This window comes from Pseudomonas fluorescens, from assembly GCF_041354075.1.
Classification (GTDB): Bacteria; Pseudomonadota; Gammaproteobacteria; order Pseudomonadales; family Pseudomonadaceae; genus Aquipseudomonas; species Aquipseudomonas fluorescens_CE.
The window spans coordinates 242,032-262,770 of the sequence record NZ_JARZGC010000006.1 but is presented as its reverse complement, the minus strand read 5'-3'; the positions used below and the strand labels follow the sequence as shown (position 1 = coordinate 262,770).

Annotated in this window: 21 protein-coding genes; 5 read left to right on the top strand and 16 right to left on the bottom strand. The window is 60.3% G+C overall.

Features of this window, described 5'->3' with window-relative positions; translation table 11 throughout:
- Positions 1–116: 116 nt before the first annotated feature.
- The 6 genes from QIW53_RS10665 to QIW53_RS10640 all read right to left on the bottom strand — a co-directional run bounded on the left by QIW53_RS10665 (position 117) and on the right by QIW53_RS10640 (position 5,735).
- A complete protein-coding gene (locus QIW53_RS10665; protein ID WP_371049609.1) occupies positions 117–839 on the bottom strand; it encodes an amino acid ABC transporter ATP-binding protein in 723 nt (240 codons plus the stop codon).
- The gene (locus QIW53_RS10660; RefSeq protein WP_371049608.1) at positions 832–1,482 is read right to left on the bottom strand and encodes an amino acid ABC transporter permease; all 651 of its coding nucleotides are present in this window, start codon (positions 1,480–1,482) and stop codon (positions 832–834) included. The genes QIW53_RS10665 and QIW53_RS10660 overlap by 8 nt, the downstream gene beginning before the upstream one ends.
- Before the next feature lie 10 nt (positions 1,483–1,492).
- Positions 1,493–2,158 (bottom strand): amino acid ABC transporter permease, encoded by a 666-nt coding sequence (locus tag QIW53_RS10655; RefSeq protein ID WP_371049607.1) that lies wholly within the window; start codon positions 2,156–2,158, stop codon positions 1,493–1,495.
- Complete coding sequence (lhpI, locus tag QIW53_RS10650; protein ID WP_371049606.1) at positions 2,151–3,926, bottom strand: cis-3-hydroxy-L-proline dehydratase; 1,776 nt, start codon at positions 3,924–3,926, stop codon at positions 2,151–2,153. The genes QIW53_RS10655 and lhpI overlap by 8 nt, the downstream gene beginning before the upstream one ends.
- Before the next feature lie 10 nt (positions 3,927–3,936).
- A complete protein-coding gene (locus QIW53_RS10645) occupies positions 3,937–4,755 on the bottom strand; it encodes an ABC transporter substrate-binding protein (protein ID WP_371049605.1) in 819 nt (272 codons plus the stop codon).
- Positions 4,756–4,985: 230 nt separating this feature from the next.
- Entirely contained in the window at positions 4,986–5,735 is a 750-nt protein-coding gene (locus QIW53_RS10640) for an AraC family transcriptional regulator (RefSeq protein WP_371049604.1), read from the bottom strand.
- A gap of 891 nt (positions 5,736–6,626) precedes the next feature.
- Between QIW53_RS10640 and QIW53_RS10635 the strand changes: the two genes are divergently transcribed.
- Positions 6,627–6,944, top strand: coding sequence for a DUF6124 family protein (locus QIW53_RS10635; protein ID WP_201190866.1), 318 nt, complete (start codon positions 6,627–6,629; stop codon positions 6,942–6,944).
- Positions 6,945–7,084: 140 nt separating this feature from the next.
- Here the strand turns inward: QIW53_RS10635 and QIW53_RS10630 are convergent, their stop codons facing one another.
- The 9 genes from QIW53_RS10630 to QIW53_RS10590 all read right to left on the bottom strand — a co-directional run bounded on the left by QIW53_RS10630 (position 7,085) and on the right by QIW53_RS10590 (position 15,484).
- Positions 7,085–8,341 carry an FAD-dependent oxidoreductase gene (locus QIW53_RS10630; protein ID WP_371049603.1) on the bottom strand — a complete coding sequence of 419 codons (1,257 nt, stop codon included), beginning with the start codon at positions 8,339–8,341 and terminating at the stop codon, positions 7,085–7,087.
- Entirely contained in the window at positions 8,338–8,574 is a 237-nt protein-coding gene (locus QIW53_RS10625; RefSeq protein WP_192304493.1) for a (2Fe-2S)-binding protein, read from the bottom strand. Before QIW53_RS10625 ends, QIW53_RS10630 begins: the two co-directional genes overlap by 4 nt.
- The gene (locus QIW53_RS10620) at positions 8,567–9,682 is read right to left on the bottom strand and encodes an NAD(P)/FAD-dependent oxidoreductase (protein ID WP_371049602.1); all 1,116 of its coding nucleotides are present in this window, start codon (positions 9,680–9,682) and stop codon (positions 8,567–8,569) included. The genes QIW53_RS10625 and QIW53_RS10620 overlap by 8 nt, the downstream gene beginning before the upstream one ends.
- Entirely contained in the window at positions 9,679–10,611 is a 933-nt protein-coding gene (locus tag QIW53_RS10615) for a 4-hydroxyproline epimerase (protein WP_371049601.1), read from the bottom strand. The genes QIW53_RS10620 and QIW53_RS10615 overlap by 4 nt, the downstream gene beginning before the upstream one ends.
- Before the next feature lie 107 nt (positions 10,612–10,718).
- The gene (locus QIW53_RS10610) at positions 10,719–11,390 is read right to left on the bottom strand and encodes an FCD domain-containing protein (protein ID WP_201190856.1); all 672 of its coding nucleotides are present in this window, start codon (positions 11,388–11,390) and stop codon (positions 10,719–10,721) included.
- Positions 11,391–11,676: 286 nt separating this feature from the next.
- On the bottom strand, positions 11,677–13,011 hold the full coding sequence (locus tag QIW53_RS10605; protein WP_371049600.1) for a CitMHS family transporter: 1,335 nt from the start codon (positions 13,009–13,011) through the stop codon (positions 11,677–11,679).
- Between the two features lie 120 nt (positions 13,012–13,131).
- On the bottom strand, positions 13,132–13,875 hold the full coding sequence (gene phbB, locus QIW53_RS10600; protein ID WP_056854789.1) for an acetoacetyl-CoA reductase: 744 nt from the start codon (positions 13,873–13,875) through the stop codon (positions 13,132–13,134).
- Positions 13,876–14,008: 133 nt separating this feature from the next.
- Positions 14,009–14,797: a hydroxypyruvate isomerase family protein gene (locus QIW53_RS10595; RefSeq protein ID WP_371049599.1), complete on the bottom strand. Its 789-nt coding sequence runs from the start codon at positions 14,795–14,797 to the stop codon at positions 14,009–14,011.
- A 27-nt stretch (positions 14,798–14,824) separates the two neighbouring features.
- The gene (locus tag QIW53_RS10590) at positions 14,825–15,484 is read right to left on the bottom strand and encodes an aspartate/glutamate racemase family protein (RefSeq protein WP_371049598.1); all 660 of its coding nucleotides are present in this window, start codon (positions 15,482–15,484) and stop codon (positions 14,825–14,827) included.
- Between the two features lie 221 nt (positions 15,485–15,705).
- Here QIW53_RS10590 and QIW53_RS10585 point away from each other — a divergent pair, with 221 nt between their 5' ends.
- Positions 15,706–16,644: a GntR family transcriptional regulator gene (locus QIW53_RS10585; RefSeq protein ID WP_371049674.1), complete on the top strand. Its 939-nt coding sequence runs from the start codon at positions 15,706–15,708 to the stop codon at positions 16,642–16,644.
- On the opposite strand, the gene rraA is transcribed toward QIW53_RS10585, so the two are convergent.
- Complete coding sequence (gene rraA / locus QIW53_RS10580; protein WP_007948268.1) at positions 16,637–17,119, bottom strand: ribonuclease E activity regulator RraA; 483 nt, start codon at positions 17,117–17,119, stop codon at positions 16,637–16,639. The genes QIW53_RS10585 and rraA overlap by 8 nt on opposite strands.
- Positions 17,120–17,381: 262 nt before the next feature.
- Between rraA and QIW53_RS10575 the strand changes: the two genes are divergently transcribed.
- From QIW53_RS10575 to QIW53_RS10565, 3 genes are all read left to right on the top strand, one after another.
- Complete coding sequence (locus tag QIW53_RS10575) at positions 17,382–18,452, top strand: isocitrate/isopropylmalate dehydrogenase family protein (protein WP_371049597.1); 1,071 nt, start codon at positions 17,382–17,384, stop codon at positions 18,450–18,452.
- Between the two features lie 118 nt (positions 18,453–18,570).
- Entirely contained in the window at positions 18,571–19,839 is a 1,269-nt protein-coding gene (gene otnK, locus QIW53_RS10570) for a 3-oxo-tetronate kinase (RefSeq protein ID WP_007979422.1), read from the top strand.
- The gene (locus QIW53_RS10565) at positions 19,829–20,710 is read left to right on the top strand and encodes a LysR family transcriptional regulator (protein ID WP_007946580.1); all 882 of its coding nucleotides are present in this window, start codon (positions 19,829–19,831) and stop codon (positions 20,708–20,710) included. The genes otnK and QIW53_RS10565 overlap by 11 nt, the downstream gene beginning before the upstream one ends.
- Positions 20,711–20,739 lie beyond the last annotated feature (29 nt).

Below are 20,739 nucleotides of genomic sequence, written 5' to 3'. Positions count from 1 at the left end.
TTGTTCCTTGTGTTGTCTGGTCGGGCCCCATCGCGAGCAAGCCCGCTCCCACAGTGGACTTCTGGCGCACAGAAAATCCCATGTGGGAGCGGGCTTGCTCGCGATGGGGCCATCAGCTATTTCACCGACTTGAGAAACGCCGCCGTCTCGGCGTGCACCGGGTTACCGATCACCTGGTCGGGCGCGCCGATCTCGTGCACCAGGCCATTGCGAAAGAACGCCACGCGGTCGGACACGTCCCGGGCGAAGCGGATTTCGTGCGTCACCAGCACCATGGTCATGCCGTCTTCGGCGAGCATGCGCATGGTGTCCAGCACTTCGCCGACCAGCTGCGGGTCGAGGGCCGAGGTGGCTTCATCGAACAGCATGTAGTCCGGCGACATGGCCAGGGCGCGGGCGATGGCCATGCGCTGTTGCTGGCCGCCCGAGAGCTTGCCGGGGAACACTTTGAGTTTGTCGCCCAGGCCGACATGGGTCAGTTGTTGCACCGCCAGTGCCTCGGCTTCGGCCTTGCTCTTGCCGAGCACCTTGCGCGGGGCCAGCATCACGTTTTCCAGCACGGTCAGGTGCGGGAAGGCGTTCCATTGCTGGAACACGATGCCGATCTTCTGGCGCAGGCGATTGAGGTCGGTGCCGCGCTGGTGCACCTCGATACCGTCGACGCGGATACTGCCTTTCTGGATCGGCTCCAGGCCATTGATGCACATCAGCAGGGTCGACTTTCCGGAGCCGGAGCCGCCGATGATCGAGACCACTTCGCCCTTGTTCACCGTCAGGCTGACGCCCTTGACCACATCGAGGTCGCCGAAGGATTTGTGTACGTTGTCGATCTCAATCATTTTCCTGCCACCTTGTTTCCAGACGAGCGCCGAGGCGTGCGACCACCAGGCTCATGACGTAGTAGATGAGGCCCGCAATGCACAGCACCAGCAGCGGCTCCTGGATGCGGGTCACGATGGTTTGCGAGGCGCGCAGCAATTCGACGATGCCGATCCACATCACCAGCGCGGTGTCTTTCATGACGCCCAGGACCAGGTTCAGCCAGCCGGGGAAGGCCACCCGCGTGGCCATCGGCAGGACGATCCAGCGCAGGTCCTGGAAGAAACTCATGCCCAGCGAGCGGCTGGCCCGGCGCAGGGTCAGCGGCACCGAGAGCACGCCGCCGCGCACGATCTCGGTGAAGTACGCGGCGGCGTAGACCCCGAGCACGATGCAGCCGACGCTGAAGGCGCTGATGTTCAGGCCGGCGATGCTCTTGAGCGAGTTGAACAGCACGAACTGGATCAGCAGCGGCACGCTGCGAAACACGTCGAGCACCCAGGCCAGCGGCAGCGAGGACCTTGGCAGCAACGCCCGCAGCACGCCGAAGATCAGCCCCGCGAGCGTGCCGAGCAGGATTGCCCAGCAGGTCAGTTGCAGCGTGACCCAGGCGCCGTTGAGCAGGAACAACAGATCGTTCCAGGTGAAACTGGTGGAAAACATGGTCACGTCCTCAGTAACGGAACAGCCGCCAGGCCATCAGCCGGGCCGTCGCGACAATCGCCTTGGCGATCAGGTAATACAGCACTGCCGCGATGGCGAAATATTCGAAGGTGCGGAACGTCTTGACGTTGTAGTCCTGGGTCACGCCGGTGAGGTCGTTGTTGAGCCCGACGATCACGCCCAGCGAGGTCATCAGGACCGCCCAGACCATCTGGTTGCTCAAGGGGTAGAACACGATCCGCAACAGTTGCGGGACGATGATCAACCGGTAGGCCTGGAAGGCACTCATGCCCAAGGAGCGCGCGGCGCGCACTTGCGTGCCGGGCACTGCCTTGAGCCCGCCTCGGAAGTTTTCCGCGAGGTAGCCTGCGTTGTTGAAGGTGATCCCGGCGAGCAGGGCGATCCAGGAACTGACGTGCAGGCCCAACGAGCCCAGGCCGAAGTAGAGGATGTAGATCTGGAACAGCGACGGCGTGTTACGGGCAATCGATACCCAGCCGTTGCCGATGCCGCGCAGTACCGGCTGTTTCGATTCACGCATGACCGTCAGCGCCAGGGCGATCAGCACGCCGAATATCATCGAAAGCGCCGCGGTCTCGAACGTGACCCAGGCGCCGGCGAGCATGTCCGGCAAGGCACGCAGGGCGGCGCGCCATTGGAAGGTGTAGTCAAACATGCGCAGGGCTCTCCATCGGCAGGGCGGGTTGCAGCCAGGTCGGCAGGCGTCCGCTGGCGGCGCCAGTGCAAGCGGCGTCGACACATTCGGCGAGGCTGGCGAAGTGCACCGCGCGCCCCACCAGACCTGGTGCGTAGTGGGCGTATTTGCCCGAGTTGGTCATCAGGGTTGTGGCGCCCGGCGGGATCACCGGTTCACCGAGCATGCACCAGCAGGTATCGGTCACCAGGGTCGCGCCGAACGCTTCGATGGCGACGAGGTGTCCGGCTGTGCGGGCCTGTTCCAGCACCGCGCGACCGCAGGTAATGGCCAGCGCCACATCGGGGTGTTTGCTGCGGCCACGACACAGGCGGGCGAGGTGGGCGAACTCGCCGAGTGAAAAGTGCGGGTTGCCCAGGGACACGATGCCGACCTGCAGGTCCTGGGCACTGTTGAGTTCGCGCCAACTGAGCAACAGGTCCTGCAACCGGATCTTTTCCACGGGCAGTGGCGTGTCCGCTTCCAGCACCTGCGCCGGGTCCAGGGCTTCCGGAGTGACCCCGGCGATATGGAACAACGGTGCGGCGGACGTGGTGGCGAACGCCGCGCCGAAGGCTTTCAGGTCGTCGAGGTTCGGCGCGCGCTGCTCCAGCCCGAGCACCAGCGGGATCCGGCTGGCGGCGAGGGCACCGATGTGGTAACCGAGCAAGGGATAGAACGCATCGTCGAGTTCACTCAACGGCGGTAATTCGATCAGCAGTTGCGCCTTGCGGTGCGTGTCCAGGTGACAGCCGATCAAGGGCGCGCGGCCGGTCAGGGCGATGCAGATGTCCAGGTAGTCCGGGTATTTGAGGGTCCGTGCGCCGAGCACGCTGTTGGCGTAGACCACCGCATTGGATTCGGCCCAGACGATCTGCTCGCCGGCCTGGGGCGCGCTGTCGAGCAGGTACGGGGCGCAGGTAAAACTCAGCTGCGCTCCCATCGCCATGTAAGCATCACCCAGTGCACTGGCCGGCTCGCCGAGCGCCGGGTCGATGCCCAGTTCGCGCCAGCGACGCTGGTCCACGGAAATCGAATTGAGGGTGGTGGGAACGCGAACCTTCGCGCCCCACTGCACCAGTCGTTCAGCAAAGCGCAGGCTCGCAGGCCCGGTGTAGATGCAGCCGTCGATGTGCGCCTGGGTGATGTCCATCAGCCGCGGCGCGCCTTGCAGTTCGGCCATGCGCAAGACGATCTGCATCGCCATCTGTGCCGCCTTGCCGTGTGCACCGTCGAGCAGCGCGCGGTCGAACGCAGAGAGTTCGATCGAGCCGCTTTGGCTCGCGGGCATTGGCGTGTCGCTGGCCTGCCAGGTATCGACAGGCACGTGATCGAACAGGCTCAATGTCGCGTTTTCAACCCGGGCAAACGCCTTGCCGCGCAAGGCGGCGAAGGCCTCCCGGCCGATGCACAGCACCGGCAGGGAACGCCCGAAAATGGTCTGCGCCACCAGCACGCCCAGGGTCAGGATCTCATCGGCTTCGGCCAGTACCAGCGCGGCCGGTGCATGGCCGTTGCTGATCAGCTCCATCAACACGCTGCTGCCGGTACACGAGCCGCGACCGCTGGGAATGGCCAGCACACGCCCGGCCAGGTGTTCGCCGCAGAGCGGGTGGTGACGGTCGATCACCTCACCGCTGCAGGGGTCGACTCCGCCCCAGAAACTCAGCCCGACATCGGCGAACAGCAAGGCGCCCTGGGCGCTGCCCGGGATCAGGCTGCGACCTTTGAGAGCATTGGACCCAGGCATGCCGGACACCTTAGTAGTAGACCTTCGGTACGGTCAGGTCGGTCGGCGGGATGTCAGTGCCGACCCATTTGGTGAACAGCTCGTTGTAGCGACCGCTGCGCACCTGCTGGTTGACGAACAGGTTGAGGTAGTTGAGCAGGCCGTACTCATTGCGCTTGGCGCCCAGGGACACGTAGTCGATGGTGTAGGGCGCATTGCCGGCGATCTTCAGGTTTTTGTATTTGCCCGACTTGATCGTTGCCGCTGCAACAGTGTTGGTCACGACGGTGGCGTCGATGTGGCCCTGGGCGACCGCCAGCAGGGTGTCGTTCTGCGACTGATAGGCGCGGAAGGTGCCGCTGCCCCATTTCTTCACGTCGGCTTCCAGGGCGATGGCTTCAAAGGTGCCGCTGGTGTTGCCCAGCGCTTTGCCCTTGATGTCGTCGAAGCTGTTGATGCCGGTGTTGTCGCGGGTCAGCACAACCATCTGGAAGGCGAAATACGGCACGGTCAGGCCAACGGTCTTGGCGCGTTCGAGGGTATCGGAAGTGGAAGCGACGATCACGTCGGCCCGCCCGGAGATCAGCGCCGGAATACGGTCCGGGAACGGCGTCTCGACCACTTCTGCCTCGACCCCCAGGATCTTCGCCAGGTCGTTGCAATAGTCCACGTCGAAACCGGCCGGGTTGTTGCTGGCGTCGCGAAAGCCCATGGGCGGGAAGTCCAGGGTGACGGCGCAGCGCAGCTTGCCCGAGCCGATGATGTCGTCGAGTTTGTCGGCCTGGGCGGTGGCGATGAAGGAGGTACTGAGAACAGCGCTGAGGGCTACGGCAAATGCGGGGTTTTTCATAGAAGCCTCGTGATCGGGAGTGCTGTTAGATATCGTATTGGGGATTTCGTATACGATATTAACTGTTAGCAAGCGGCGTGCCGAAATGGCTGTTTTCGGGCGAAATGCCACCAGACCGCGAGTCAGGGCGGTTCAGGGTTGGGACGTGGACGTGGGAGACGCGCAAAGGAGAGGCGGTGGTGTTACTGAAGGGAGCACGATCAGTGCGCAGCGCCCCCTAACGGAACATTTCAGCGGCGGCCTTCGCGGTACTGGCTGGGGGAAAGGCTAGTGAGGGCGCGGAACTGGCGACTGAAGGCACTGTGGTCGGTGTAACCACAGCGCAGGGCGATCTCGGTGATGGGCAGGTCGGTGTCCAGTAACAGCCGCGAACCTTCTTCCAGGCGCGACTTGTGGATCATCTGTCGGGGCGTGAGCTGGAACACCCGTTTGCAATGGCGCTCCAGTTGCGCCACGGAGAACCCGGCGATGGCGGTCAACTCGGCGAGGCTGATCGGGCGCGCGAAATGCCGGCGGATGTGCGCGTCCACCGCAGCCAGTTTCTGGAAGGCTGGATGGTTGGACTGCGGCAGTTGCAGGTCGCGGGAGATCCCGGCAAGGCCGACGATCTGCCCTTGTTCATTGTGCAGCGCGAGTTTGTGGGTCAGGCACCAGACTGGCTGGTTGCCCAGGTACAGATGCAGTTCAAGTTGATCGACCAGCTCGCGGCCGGTGGACAGCACCCGCCGATCCTGTGCGGTGTACAGCGGGCCATAGCGCGCCGGGAACACCTGGTCGGCGGTCAGACCGAGCAGGTCTTCGCGCTGTTTGAAGCCGCAACGCAAGGCCAGTGTCTGGTTGACGAAGACGTAGCGCGCCTCGCTGTCCTTGATGAAAAACGCCACGTCCGACAGGGTGTCGAGCAGCGTGGCGATCGGTTGCAGGCTGCTCAACAGCGTGGGCAGGTCGCAAGGTTTGAAGGCAGTGAGTGACGGGAACATAGGGGGGAGGGGCCTGGTGGGCGACGTTGGGATCATAATGACTCGGCGTCGTGGCTGGAACCCTTGGGGCCCTTCGGACTGAGCTTGTTCTGCTTTGACAGGGTACATATCCATTGCTGCGGTAACGGCCGCCTATGGTTCCGCTCTTACAGCGGGTCACTTTTTTCAAACGCCGGAATGCCGGCCCAGCAAAAAAGTAACCAAAAAGGCTCGCCCCAAGCGTCCGGCCCCTCGCTTGGGCTCGGCGTTCCTTCGCTCCGGCATCCATCCGGGGACATCGCCTCCGGTTTGCTGCGCTGCACCTCCTCTCGATGTGTGCGGCTTCGCCGCACGGCGCTGCGCGCCCGCTCCCCGGATGAATGCCTCCACTCAGCCTGCCGAAGGGGCGGGTGGATCAAAAGCAAGATCAACAGCCAAAGCAGCGTATCGCGAACCCCTGTAGGAGCGAGCTTGCTCGCGAGGGTCGCCAACGATAGCGCAGGCTGCCTGAATGTTCGCGGTGTCTGAGCCACCCTCGTCGGAATGCCGCCCGGAGCAAGCTCGCTCCTGCAGGGGTGGTTCTGTCAGACGAATCCACATTGGTCTTGCCTTGCGCCTTTGCCTACAACTTCGCCAGAATCTGCCGGCTTGTGTGCTGTGGCGTGGCTCCCTAATGTCTGCGCATCGCTGCCAATTCAGCGGTCGGGCGTGGAACCCCGATGAGTAAACGGCGCAAAAGCGCCCTTCATAACGTATGCTTGCGCGCTTTTCAGCACTTCGTTATGGCGGCTGTGCGCGGGAGACCTTCGGGTCTGCCGGGTTCCGTTTACCCCGGGTTCCAACCCGCGTGCAGCTGCCACCCTTCGCTTGGAACCGAATGGTGCAGCTAAATCTGTAAACGGAGCTTTCATCATGCCAAAACCAACACCGAATCCCCCTGAATCATCCCAACAAAACGAGACAGTGGACGACTTGGGCTTTGACCCCACGCTGTCAAATTCCGCATCCCCCCACACCCCCAGCACGCTGTTCCTCATCGCCCCGGACGTCGACACTGAAACCCTGTTGGCCAGTGCGTGCGAATCACTGGCTTCGGCCAGCGTCATGGCCGGTGATCTCTCGGTGTTCGTCGACGGCCCGCAACGGCACATGCTGTTGGGCATCCAGCAAATCATCATGCTCGCCGACCTGGCGGTGAATCGCGCGCTGGATAACCTCGATCCCGTGTAGGAGCGCGCTTGCTCGCGAGAAATGCCCAGGCGACGCGGGCCCTCAGACGGCTCGCGTCATCGTTGAAGACCCTCGTCGGAACGCCGCCCGGAGCAGGCTCGCTGCCACATTGGATCTCCAGTGTTCAACCCATCACCCCTTCACCCCGGCGGGGTCTCGTCCACACATAACAACGTTTCAATCCGCGCCGGGCTGAACGGCGGTCTGGGGGCCGAGGGTTGCCAGTCGAACAGGTACTGCAAGGCCCCGCCACACACGCGGCCCTGGCAGGCGCCCATGCCGCAGCGGCTGGCCAGTTTGGCGCTACGCCAATCCGTGTGTCCGGCAATGGCCGCGTAGGGTACGTCTTCGCAGCGGCAGACCAGGGTGTCGGCGTGTGCCAGTGCCTTGAGTTGCGGGTCAAGGCGGAAGGCACCGTTCAGCGCCCGGGCAAAGCCCTGCCAGTGCGCCCGGCGTGGCCACAACTGTTCGGCCGCTGCGCTGTTGCCGACGGCGGCATGTCCGGCGATTGCCCCTTCGACCAGCGCCCGTTCACTGCCGCCGAAACCGGTGCATTCGCCCGCCGCGTAGTGATCGGCCAGGGTCGTGGCCTGCCAGGCATCGACCGCGAGTGCCGTGCCCGCGAGTTCGCAGCCCAGCGCCTGGCCCAACTGCGTGTTGGGAATCAGACCAAAACCACAGGCCAGGCGATCACAGGCCAGTTCGATGATTTTGCCCTGTTGGCGCAGACGCACGCCTTCGAGCTTTTCTTCGCCCAACGCCGCCACGACGTGGGTGCCGGTGCGGTACTGGCGGTCGAACAGGGTCAGGGATTGTACGAGCTTGCCCGGCCAGCGCGGCAGCTGCAGTGCGAACCCGGCGACCGACGAAGCGCTGGCCTGTTCGGCAATGCGCAGCAGCCGGGCACCGTTGTGTTTCGCGGTGGCCGCGCTGGCCAGTAACAAGGGACCGCTGCCGGCGATCACCAGGCGTTCGCCCCGCACCGGCAGGCCACCCTTGATCAGCGCCTGCAGTCCTCCCGCCCCGGTGACCCCCGGCAATGTCCAGCCGGGGAAGGGCAGCAGCAATTCGCGGGCACCGGTACACAGAATCAGTTTGTCGTAGTCGATCAGCCAACCGTGATCGGCGTTTTCCACCAGCAACTGTTTGGGTCCGGGGCAGGCGACCACCCGCGTGCCGGGATGGTGACGGATGTTGCCACACGCGGCCAGGCGTTCGCGCAGCTGTCGCGCCTGTTCCGGCAGATGGGCATGGGGGCCGCCGCGCCAGATCTGGCCACCGGACAGCGGGTTGTCGTCCAGCAGCACAATGCGCGCGCCACTGGCTGCGGCGGCGAGGGCGGCGCTCATGCCGGCGGGGCCGGCACCGATGATCAACAGGTCGGCGTATTCGTTCATGGTCGGGTCTGCACCTGCATGTCGTCCTGGCACAGGGTCTGGCAGGCCAGCCGGCGGCGGCCGTTGATGGTCACCCGGCATTCCTGGCAGATACCCATGCCGCACAGCGGTGCGCGGCGCTGGCCGCTGACCGAGGTGCGACTGCTGCCGTCACCGGCCAGGGTCAGCGCTGCGGCGACCGTCGTGCCCTCGGCCACCCGCAGGGCGTGGCCGTCCACAATCACATCAGGCATAGACGGCCTCCCCGAGAAAGCGTTGCGGCAGATAGGGTTGCGCCGCCAGCGGCGGCGTCTCGTTGAACAATTGCGCGACCAGCAGATCGGCGGTGCCGGGCGCGGTGGTGACCCCCAATCCTTCGTGCCCGACAGCCAGCCACAGGCCTTTGCGTTGCGGGTGCTGGCCCACCAGCGGCAGCCCGTCGGGGCTGGCGGCGCGAAAGCCGGTCCAGGCACGGATGCCGTTGAGCTGCGCGAGGCCCGGCATGTACTCGGTGGCGCGCTTGAGCATTTTGGCGAGCATCCAGCCCTCGACCTGCGGGTCGCTGGTGCCGAACTGCCGCGAGGCGCCGATGAACAGTTGCCCGGTCGGTCGCGGCTGAATGTTGCAGGCGGTCGAAGGTCCCTTGGCGTTGTGGGCGCTGGTCACATAACCCAGTTCCACCAGCGTGTGGGTGACATTGCCGGGGTAGCGGTCGGTGATCAGCAAGTGGCCCTTCTTCGGCTCGATCGGTAACTCCGGGCACAGTTCGCTGGCCTGGATGCCGTTGGCGAGGATGACGGCTTCGGCGTGCAGCCACTGGCCGTCGTCGAGGCGCACGCGGTTGCCATCGACCTCGCTGACCCGCGCCCGCTGCTGTTCGATATGGGCGTTGTCGAGCATCCAGTGGGCGGTCGCCGGGGCATACAGAATGCCGTCGCCGTTGATCAACAGCCCGCCCTCGAGGCCTTCGCGCAACGCCGGTTCACGCTCGCGCAAGGCGTGGCGACCGATCAATTGGCAGGCGACGCCCTGGGCTTGCAGGTTCAGGTATTTGCTCTCGGCCACGGCCATTTCTTCGGCATTGGCCGCCAGCCACAACGTGCCGTTGCTGCGGTAGGCGCAAGCGTCGGGCAGGTCCGGCGCGTGCTCGCGCCAGCGTTGCAGCGAGTATTGGCTCAGGGCCAGTTCAGCCGGGTTGTCGTCCAGCACCAGCAAGTGCCCCATGCCCGCCGCCGTTGCACCGTGCAGGCCGGCATCCAGCACCCGCACGCGCAAGCCGCGCCGGGCCAGTGCCTGGGCGCAGGCGGCGCCGACGATGCCGGCGCCGATCACGATCACATCGGCCGCCTGGCCTTGGCTCATGGGCGAATGCCCCAGGCGAACGGGTCGTCCTGTTCGATGATCAGGCTGGCCTCGGCGCTGATGAAGGCACGGCCGCGAATCGTCGGGACGATGCGCTCGCCTTGCCATTCGTAGGCGCCTTCGAACTCGCTGCCGATCACGCTGGCCTGGCGCCAGATCTGCCCGGGCTGCAATTTGTCATCGGCGGCCAGGCACGCCAGTTTCGCACTGGTGCCGGTGCCGCAAGGGGAACGGTCGTAGGCCTTGCCGGGGCATAGCACGAAGTTGCGGCTGTCGGCCCGGTCATCGTCGGCGAACAGCTCGACATGGTCGATCAAACCGCCGTCTTCGCCGCGTATTCCCTGAACGTCCAGCGCCTGCTGCACGGCGTAGGTGAAGGCGGTCAACGCATCGAGGTTGTCGCCGGCGACACGCAGGCCATGTTCGGCGACCAGGAAAAACCAGTTGCCTCCCCAGGCGATGTCACCGACCACCTCGCCGATCCCCGGGACCTGCACGGCCACGGCCCTGCGGTAACGGTAGGCCGGCACGTTGCGTACGCTGACGGAGTGGTCCGGGTGCAAGGTGGCTTGCACGGTCCCCACTGGTGTTTCGATGCTGTGCACACCCGGGTCGATCCTGCCCAGGTGTGCCAGCGACGCCACCAGGCCAATGGTGCCGTGGCCGCACATGCCCAGGTAGCCGGTGTTGTTGAAAAAGATCACCCCGGCACAGGCGTTCGGGTCCACCGGCTCGCACAGCAGTGCGCCGACCAGCACGTCGCTGCCACGCGGTTCGAGGACGCAAGCGGCACGCCAATCATCATGTTGCTCCGCCAGCCGTTGCCGACGCTCGGCCATGCTGCCGTTGCCCAGGTCGGGAAAGCCGGCGGTCACCAGGCGGGTCGGTTCGCCGCCGGTGTGGGAGTCGATCACGGTGATGCGTTTCATGAAAGGGCCACTCTTGCGTTCGGATGGATGAACGCAAGAGTGGCCCGTGCGGGGCCTGACGGCTTGATGGTTTTATTCTGCGCCGATGACGAAATCGGCACAGGCCATCAGTGATGGTGGGGCAGGTGCTCGAACAGGGTCTTGCACACGCCGGCGATGTGTTCGTCGAGCAAACCCACCGCCCGGTCGACGTCACCGGCGCGGCAGGCGGCGATGATCTCGCGGTGTTCGTGGTCGGCGCGCTCCTTGCCGGACGACAGGCTCATCTGCATGCGCAGGTAACGCTCCAGTTTGTCGTTGACCGAGCGGATCAGGTTCACCAGGAACGGCCGTTGCGCCGGTTCGTAGAGGCAGGCGTGCAGTTCCCAGTTGAGCTCGGCCCAGCGGCCGACGTCATCCTCGCCGACGAACTCCTGGCAGATGCGTTCGGCGCGGGCGAAGGTGGCTTCGGTCATGTTGGGAATGGCCAGGCGCAGCACCTTGTCTTCGAGCAGCATGCGCACTTCGAACATCTGCGCCAGTTCGGCATCGGACACCCGCGTGACCATCGCCCCGCGATTGCGCTGGAACATCACCAGGCCTTCGGCTTCCAGGCGCTTGAGGGCCTCGCGCACGGGGATCTTGCTGACGTTGAACTGGCGGGCGATGTCGTCCTGACGGATCGGCTCGTCCTCGGCGAAATGCCCGGCGACGATGGCGTCACGCAGGTGGCGGGTAATGATTTCCGAGGTGGAAGGCGCATTGCCCAGGTCGGGAGCGTTGAATTTGGGTAGGGTCACGGCAGTGATCGTTCGGACTGATTTGCAGATATGGTATACGAATTTGCCTTTACTTTGATTTGACGAACGCTCGGCACCCGACGATTGCGCAACTGTTGCAGCATCTATCACGGCGCTGCACAGCGAGCATCGGTGCAATTTTTTCGGTGGTGACGTCATTTTCGTCGGGCGTTCAGGGCCCAATTGATCTTCAATCGAGCGAAAACCAAAAATCCCGAAAACATTGCTGTTTCCGGGATTTTTTATGGGTTTGCAGCGGGTGATGCCAGTTGTTCCTCACTCCCCCTTAGATACCAGCAGCCAGAGGGAACAAACCCAGTAGCAAGCAAGCGATCAGGATCAGGAAACTAAGCGCAAACGCCCATTTCATGGTGTATTTCTGGTGGTCGCTGAATTCCACACCCGCTAGACCGCAAAGCAGGTAGGTCGAGGCCACCAGAGGACTCAGAAGGTGAACAGGTTGACCTACCAGCGAGGCCCGGCCGATTTCAGCGTGGGTAATGCCATAGACCTCGGCAGCCTTGGCGAGCACTGGAAGCACACCATAGTAGAAGGCGTCATTGGACATGAAGAATGTGCCCGGAATACTCGCCAGCGCGGTGATCGGAGCCATGTAGGGACCCCACGTCTCTGGCAGCATGGCCAGGAAGCTCGCTGACATCGCGTTGACCATGCCCGTCCCGGAGAGAATGCCCGCGAGGATGCCGGCCGCCAGAAAGATCGCAATCTGGTTCAGGGCGGTTGGAGCGTGCGCGGAAATACGGCGACGCTGATCGTTCATGTGTGGGTAGTTGATCACAAGGGCGATGGAGAACGCGACCATGAACAAAATGGACAGTGGCAGGATTTCCACCACCAGGCCAGCCATCAAGGCAATCGTCAGGCCCGCGTTCAACCAAAACAGTTTTGGACGACGCAGTTCGGCATTTTCGTCTGACATCGAAGGCAGACCTTCGTCAGTCTCATCGTCAAAAACGGTGGCGGCAGCACCCACTGAGAGGCGAAGTTTTCCGAGACGTTGACGCTCGCGAATACCAATGAAGTAGGCCAGCGCCAGAACGCCTAGGAAGCCCACCACCATAACGGGAATAAGCGGGATGAACAGCTCGGACGTATCGACCTGCAGGGAAGCTGCGGCGCGCGCAAGTGGGCCGCCCCATGGCAAGAGGTTTGTCACACTTGCTGCCAGGATGACCACACAGGTCAGCGACAAGGGTTCGAGCCTGAGTCGCTTGAACAGAGGCAGCATCGCGGTGACGGTGATCATGTAGGTGGTCGAGCCGTCGCCATCCAGCGACACCATGCCTGCCAGCAGGGTCGCGAAGACGACGGCCTTCATCGGGTCGCCGTTGATCAGTTTGATGAACTTGCGAATGATCGGATCGAACAGGCCTGTATCGAACATTACGCCAAAGTAGAGGATCGCGAACATCACCATGACCGCGGTCGGCGCTACCTTTTTCAGGCCATCGATCATCATGTTGCCCATGTCCGGACCGAAGCCTGCCATGAGTGCGAAAACGATCGGAACTGTTGTCATCGCTACCAACGGCGACAACCGCTTGGTCATGATCAGTGCCATGAAGGTCACGATCATGCCGTAGCCGAGTATTGAGAGCATTTGTATCACCTTGACGTAAAGTACAATTGTTTTTATGGGATCTGCGCAAAAAAGCGCATCAAGGTTCCCGCTGTATTTTTGGTTTGATCCAGCGGGTCGCCGCTGAGTCTCACACGAGTATCAACTCATGTGAAGGCCGCCATTGAGCGAGAAGTCGGCGCCGTTTGCGTAACCAGCTTCGTCGGAGGCCAGCCAGGCGCATACCGCTGCGATCTCCTCGGGTGTTCCCAGGCGACGAGTCGGAATGTCCTGAATGATGCGATCCATCGCGTCCGCCGTGGTGACTGATTTGAGCTTGGCAGTGGCAATGTATCCAGGAGAGACGGTATTGACGGTGACCCCACGGGAGCCGACTTCTCGTGCCAGTGCGCGAGTGAAGCCTCGAATTGCGGATTTGGCAGTGGAGTAGTTGACCTGACCCACCTGGCCCAGTTGAGCGTTTACCGAGGAGATGTTGATCACTCGTCCCCAGCCTCGTTCGGCCATGCCATCGATAACCTGTTTGGTTACGTTGAATAGCGAATTGAGATTGGTGTCGATGACGGTAGCCCAGTCATTGGGCTGCATGTCATGGAATACAACATTACGAGCAGTACCGGCATTGTTGATCAGAACGTCAACGGGGCCGACATTTTTCTTGATTTGATCGAAAGCCTTCTGGCAGGACTCCCAATCAGCAACGCTACCTTCAGAAGCAATGAAGTTGAAACCGAGCTCCTTTTGTTGGGCGAGCCAGGTGTCCTTCAGAGGGGAGTCAGGGCCGCACCCTGCGACGACGGTGAACCCGTCACGTGCCAGTCGTTGGCACACTGCAGTCCCCAGGTTTCCCATGCCAGCAGTAACAAATGCGATCTTTTTGCTCATGCGTAAACTCCTGTTGTGTTTTTTGTTGGGAGTATTGCCTGCAACCTTCGAGGGCTACTGATGGCTAATAAACTCCACTCGAAATTGTTTTGCAAGATTACGCAGTACAATTTCTCCAAAAAGAAACGATTTCTTACCAACGGTCATCCTCGTGAGGATGCGGCTTCATGATCCTCCGGAGTTCTTCCAGCCCATCGAGAGTCGAGGAGCGAGGGCGGTACTCGCAACCCACCCAGCCCTGATAGGCGCGGTCTTCCAGCATGGAGAGCAGTTTTGGGAAATCGATGTTGCCTGTGCCTGGCTCGTTGCGGCCGGGAAAGTCGGCGACCTGGATGTGACTTACCCGTGACCACCATTGATTGAGCTTGCGCAGGCAATCCTCGCCTAGAAGCTCGGTGTGGTACGTGTCCAGGATCAGTCCAAGGCCGGGCAGTGTCTGAAGCATCTCTTCGGCCAAGTTGTATTCGCTCATCAGGTAACCTGGGACTTCATCAGAGCTTATGACTTCAATCAAAGGCTCGATGCCTTCTCCAGACAAGAACTCTACGGCGTACTTCAAATTGCGTCGGTAAATGCTGCTATCGGCAATGACCCCAAGTGCAGCCTGCGATACGCCTGACATCAGGTGAACCATTCGGCAGTCGAGTGCATTTGCATAGTCGACGGCTTTTATCAGATCCGATCGAAATACTTCTTTTGAACTGCAAATGCCGGTAGTGCCTTTGGTTGGTCCTGATGGCGCGGCGAATTGCACCATCTGCAGTTCATGTTCGCAGAGAAGCTCGGCTATTTGCGCTGCTTCGTATTCGTAGGGCGAGGGAAACTCGACCGCTCGAAAACCCGCGTTGGCCGCTGCCGAGAACCGCTCCAGGAAAGGCAACTCCGTAAACTGGAAGCCGATGTGTGCGTTCAACCTGGTCATGGGGACTCCTTGAATATTCAATCTGTATCAGGCTTTGAGAAGGTCACGCAGCTTCAACACGGCGCTGTCGGGTGTTGTCAGTACGGGCAAGCCACTCGCTTGGCTCACTTGTTGTGCTGCGCTGGTCATGGAGAACTGGGCAAAGCACAACAATTCGCTATTGGTTGGGGAGCGTGCTGAATCGACGATCAGCGCGTCATGGCGTTCAGCATTTCCCTTGCGCAGTTCGGCGAGTGCTTCTGGACAAACAAGGGTATCGAGCTCGATATCGACGCCCGTTTGTCCCGCATGGGCTAAAAACTCTTCGGTCATCGATGCAATGGCCGGCTGGAATGTCGCAAGGATGGTGATTCTTGCTGTGCGTTGAAGGGCCGCCTCGATCATGGCTTCGTTCGGTTTAAGCACCGGAATGCTCAGCGAGCGCTTGCACAAATCGATCGCCTCACCAAATGCCGAACACGTAAACAGAATCGCATCAGCACCGGACTCTGCGGCGTAGGTCGCGAGTTTCAAGAACCGCTGGCTCAAGTCCGGGGTCAGTTCACCGGCCTCGGTCAAATCGCTAGAGAGTGAATCCTCCAATAAATTGGCCAGCCTGGCTTCAGGCCATAGTCGTGTGAACGCCTCAGTGATGGGATCTATGGCTACTGGCGTTGCATGGATCAAATAGATGCGTGGTGCGGTCATGACGGTTTCCTGGTTGCTGTAGGTCAAGTGGTCGTACGGTGAAGCCCTGAATGGTCACTGGCGTGTTGATGTGCATCAGGTGTGTTATTTTTCTTTAAAGCTTGGACTCGGGTGTAATCACTCCATACCAGGTTATGCACGTCATCCTCCTTTGATTACCGGTTTCCATGAATTCAGCAGAATCGACTCTTCAACAATCTTTGGTGGGCGAACCAGCCAAAATGAAGCCCAAGATAAAGAAAGACCTTGCGGAGCAGTTGGCACCCAAGATCATCGACATGGCCAGAGCCCGGTCGATGCGCGCTGGTGATCCTTTGCGCGAGGAGTCTTTTGCCAAGGAGTTGGGAGTGTCCCGGTCTCCGATTCGACGCGGTTTTGCGTTGTTGGCCGAATTGGGTCTGGCGACCAAGGAGCCGAACCGGGGTTATTTCCTGACGGCTGACGCGCGAGGAATCGACAGTCGCAAGCTCCCTCTGGAAGTCGATCCCTTTGAAGACTTCTACCTGCGCGTTGTTGACGACGTCTTGCGTGGTGACATTCCCACGACTTTTTTTGAAGCCGAATTGATGCGCAAATATGAGGTGCCCAGAGGGCAGCTCATGAAGGTTCTGACCCGGCTGGCCAATGAGGCAATGATTGAGCGCAAGCCAGGGCAGGGGTGGGAGATCAACAGTTTTCTGCATGACTCCAAAGCCCATATTCAGAGCTACCGTTTTCGCATGGCAATCGAACCGGCCGCCGTTTTGGAACCTGGTTACGAGGTGGATAAGCCAGCGTTTGCCAAAGCGCGGGAAATCCAGCAGCAATTGCTCGATGGCGACATTTTCACCTTGTCGCGATCGCAGCTGTTTCAGATCGGTTCGCAGCTTCATGAGCTGGTGGTGCGCTGCTCGGGCAACGCTTTTTTTCTTGAGGCAATCCGCCGCCAGAACCAATTGCGTCGTTTCATGGCCTACAAGGCCAACGTGGATCGGCCTCGCCTGATCAACCAATGTAAAGAACACATCCATCTTCTTGATCTCATCGAAAGTGGACAGCGAGAGGCGGCGGCGGAATTTCTACGCAACCACCTTGATGTGGTCGGGCGGCAAAAAACTGATAAAGAGGCCAAGGATGAGCTGGAATACCAGCGCAGCCTTGAGATATCGGTCGTCAGCTAGCGCTCAGCTCGTTTAACAACACCACGCCATCATCATCGCCGAACAGTTGGTCGCCATCGGCGATGGTGTGCCCGGCGAATTCCACCGTTATGCCAATCTGCCCTTCGTTTCGTTTGACGGTCTTTCGCGGTGATGTGCCCAGTGCCTTGATGGCGATCGGCATGTCACGTAACGCCGCTTTGTCGCGGATGTAACCGTAAATCATCACACCGGCCCAGCCGTTCTTGACCAGATCTTCAGCGATCACATCGCCGAACAGCGCGTAGCGGTCACTGCCGCCTCCGTCCACCACCAACACCCGGCCGTGCCCCGGCAGACTGCTTATTTCCTTGATCCGGGAATTGTCCTCGAAACATTTGAGGGTGAAGGCGCGTCCCTCGAAATCATTTTTGCCGCCAAAGTCCTGAAAAATCGGGGCCAGTACGCGAATTGAGTCTGGGTATTGATCGCAAAGATCGGAGGTTTTAACTGTCATGCAGAATCTCCTGGGAGGGTGAATTGGGTGACCGTTGAGCGTAAAGGTTGCACAAACTGAATATTCATGCAATAAAATGCAATCTGTCGAGGTCGATAGCGCAACTGCTGCTCATAACGTCTCAGGACGAACGGGAGCAAAAGGTTAAGGACTTCGCCTCGCCAATATTGTACTTTGTATTTACGATGTACAGAAATGGGGCCGGTTCATCACGCACAGGCTTCGAAAAAATTCAGCTCAAACAATAAGTAAGGGGTATGCGATGCGTATTTTGGTTCTTCCTGGTGACGGTATTGGTCCAGAAATCGTTGAATCTTCGATGTCGGTGCTCAAGGCTGCCAACACAAAATTCGATCTGGGCTTGAGCTTCGATTACGACGATGTCGGTTTCACAAGCCTGGATAAATACGGCACCACCTTGCGTGATGAAGTGCTGGAAAAGGCCAAAGGCTACGACGGCATCATTCTCGGCACCCAGTCGCACGCCGATTATCCAGTGCCTGAAAAAGGCGGTCGCAACGTTTCTGCCGGTTTCCGTATCGGCTTGGATCTCTACGCCAACGTACGTCCTGCCCGTACCCGTCCATTCCTGACTTCCAACATGAAGGAAGGCAAGACCATGGACCTGGTGATCATGCGTGAAGCGACTGAAGGCTTTTATCCAGATCGCAACATGAGCCGCGGTTGGGGCGAAGTGATGCCGACTCCGGATATGGCTTTATCCACTCGTAAAATCACTCGTCATTGCAGCGTGCGTATCGCCCGCCGTGCGTTCGAGCTGGCGATGAAGCGTGGCAAGAAAGTCACCGCCATTCACAAGGCCAACAGCTTCCACATGACCGACGGGCTGTTCCTGGAATGCGTTCGTGATGTAGCGAAGGACTTCCCGGAGGTCGCGCTGGACGATCTGCTGGTGGATGCCTCCACTGCCCACCTGGTACGTAGCCCTGAGCGCTTCGACGTTCTGGTCGCGACCAACTTCTACGGCGACATCATCAGCGACCTTGCCAGTGAACTGTCGGGCAGCCTGGGTCTGGCCGGTTCCATGATGGCCAGCGACACTCATTGCTGCGCTCAGGCCCAGCATGGCTCTGCGCCGGATATCGCCGGTCAGGACAAGGCCAACCCGGTTTCGATGATTCTGTCCGTTGGCATGCTGCTGCAGTGGATGGGCGAGCACCACAACAAGGAAGCGCTGATCAAGGCCGGCCTGGAAATGGAAAAGGCAGTGGATGTTGTGCTGCAGGATCCTAAGCAGCGCACGCCTGATCTGGGCGGCTCCAGCGGTACCAAAGCGTTCGGCGAAGCGGTAGCCAAAGTCATTCTGGGCTGATTGAAACGGGTGGCATGCCAGGCATGTCGCCCGTTATCTGGAGCGTTGCGGATCTATAACAAGAAAACGCCTGTTCTCCTTTTAGGTATCCAAAGGAGGAGGGCACGAGGAGACCACAGTGAGTCAATTACTACTCGGTTGCATCGCTGATGACTTCACCGGCGGTACGGATTTGGCCAGTACGCTGGTACGTGGCGGCATGCGCACGCTACAAGTGATCGGTGTGCCGCAAGGGCCACTGCCTGACGACATCGATGCGGTTGTCATTGCCCTGAAAAGCCGTACTGTCAGCCCGGAAGAAGCCGTTACCCAATCGCTCGAAGCGCTGGAATGGTTGCGTGCGGCAGGCTGCCAACAGTTTTTTTTCAAATATTGCTCGACGTTTGACTCGACCTCTCGCGGAAACATCGGCCCTGTCGCCGATGCACTTGCTGAAGCTTTGAACGTCTCGTTCGCTGTGGCTTGTCCTGCATTCCCGGAGAACAAACGGACGATTTTTAACGGTCATTTGTTCGTCGGCGATGTGCTGTTGAGCGAATCCGGCATGCGTAATCATCCATTGACGCCAATGACCGATTCCAATCTGGTTCGGGTATTGCAACAGCAGACGCTCAAACCGGTAGGTCTTGTTGCACATTCGGTCGTAAACAAGGGCGCGCAAGCCATTTCCGCGGCTTTCAACAGCCTCACTGCCCAAGGTCGAGGTTATGCCATTGTCGATGCGATCGATGATGAAGATTTGTATGCGATAGGCACTGCCGTAGCGGACCATAAACTGGTTACCGGCGGTTCTGGCGTTGCGCTGGGTCTACCTGAAAACTTCCGTCGTGCAGGCAAGCTCGGTCAGTCCGAAACGGCATCGGTACTGCCTGTCATCGAGGGCTTGGGCGCCGTTGTTTCCGGCAGTTGTTCGGTAGCGACGAATGGTCAGGTCGAGCACTGGCAGAAAACCCGCCCGAGCTTTTCCATTGATCCGCTGCGTCTTGCCAATGGTCATGATCAGGTTGCTGAAGCACTTGAATGGGCAAAGGATCTGATTCAAAAGGGTCCCGTCCTGATCTACGGAAGCGCGCATCCAGAGACGGTCAAGCTTGCTCAGCAAAAGCTAGGCGTTGAGGCTGCTGGGCAGATCGTTGAAGACGCATTGTCCGCCGTCGCTGTCGGCCTCTACGGCATGGGTGTTCGCAAGCTGGTGGTTGCCGGCGGCGAGACATCGGGTGCGGTAGTCAAGGCACTGCAAGTCAAGGCTCTGCGAATTGGTGCGACCATCGATCCTGGTGTGCCTTGGACACTCGGCTTGCGCGACGACCCGGTTGCCTTGGCGCTGAAATCCGGCAATTTCGGCACGGTAGACTTCTTCGAGAAGGCATTGGCCAATGCGCCATGATCTGCTCAGCCTGGAAATCTTCATGGCTGTGGCGGAGCAGCGAAACCTGACCAAGGCATCGCAGCTCTGCCACCTGGCGACCTCCGCAGTCAGTAAGCGGATCAGCGAGCTTGAAGAGAAGGTGGGTTCTCCCTTGTTCATTCGCTATCCGCGCGGAATGGAGCTGACCCCTGCGGGGCAGTCGCTGCGCCATTACGCGTTGCAGGTGAACGAAACTCTTCAGAAGATGGACCAGGAGTTGAGTGAGTATGGTGCTGGAATCAAGGGCCATGTTCGATTGCACGCCATCACATCGGCGTTGGCCCAACAGCTGAGTCTGGATATCGGCACATTTATGGAAACCTACCCCGATATCAAGTTCGATATCGAGGAGCGCGTCGGTGCGGCAATCGTACGAGCGGTGTCGGACGGTCGTGCGGATGTCGGCATCATTGCCGAACAGACGCCTTCACAAGGGTTGGAGTCCGTTCCTTATCGCGTGGATGAGTTGGTGATTGCGGTTCCAGAGCGGCATCCATTGGCGGCGCAGACGCAAGCCAGTTTCGAGCAGGCGCTGATCTTCGAGTTCATTGGTCCTCATGTGGAAAGCTCGGTGCATTTGCTGCTGACTGAACAAGCCGAATTGTTAGGTAAGCCAATCAGGCAGCGGGTTCGGGTTTCCAGCTTTGAATGCATGTGCCGGATGGTTTCGACCAATCTGGGCATTTGCATTTTACCTCGCGATGTTCTGCGTCCCTATCTGCGTTCCTTCCATTTGCAGGCTGTCACGTTGGCCGAGCCATGGGCCAAGCGTCAGTTGAATATTGTTGCTCGACGATTCGAAGCGCTCCCTCCTACCGCTCGCGCGTTCGTCGCACACTTGACCGCGTGACAGGTGCCATCCATGCACCTGCTCGCCTT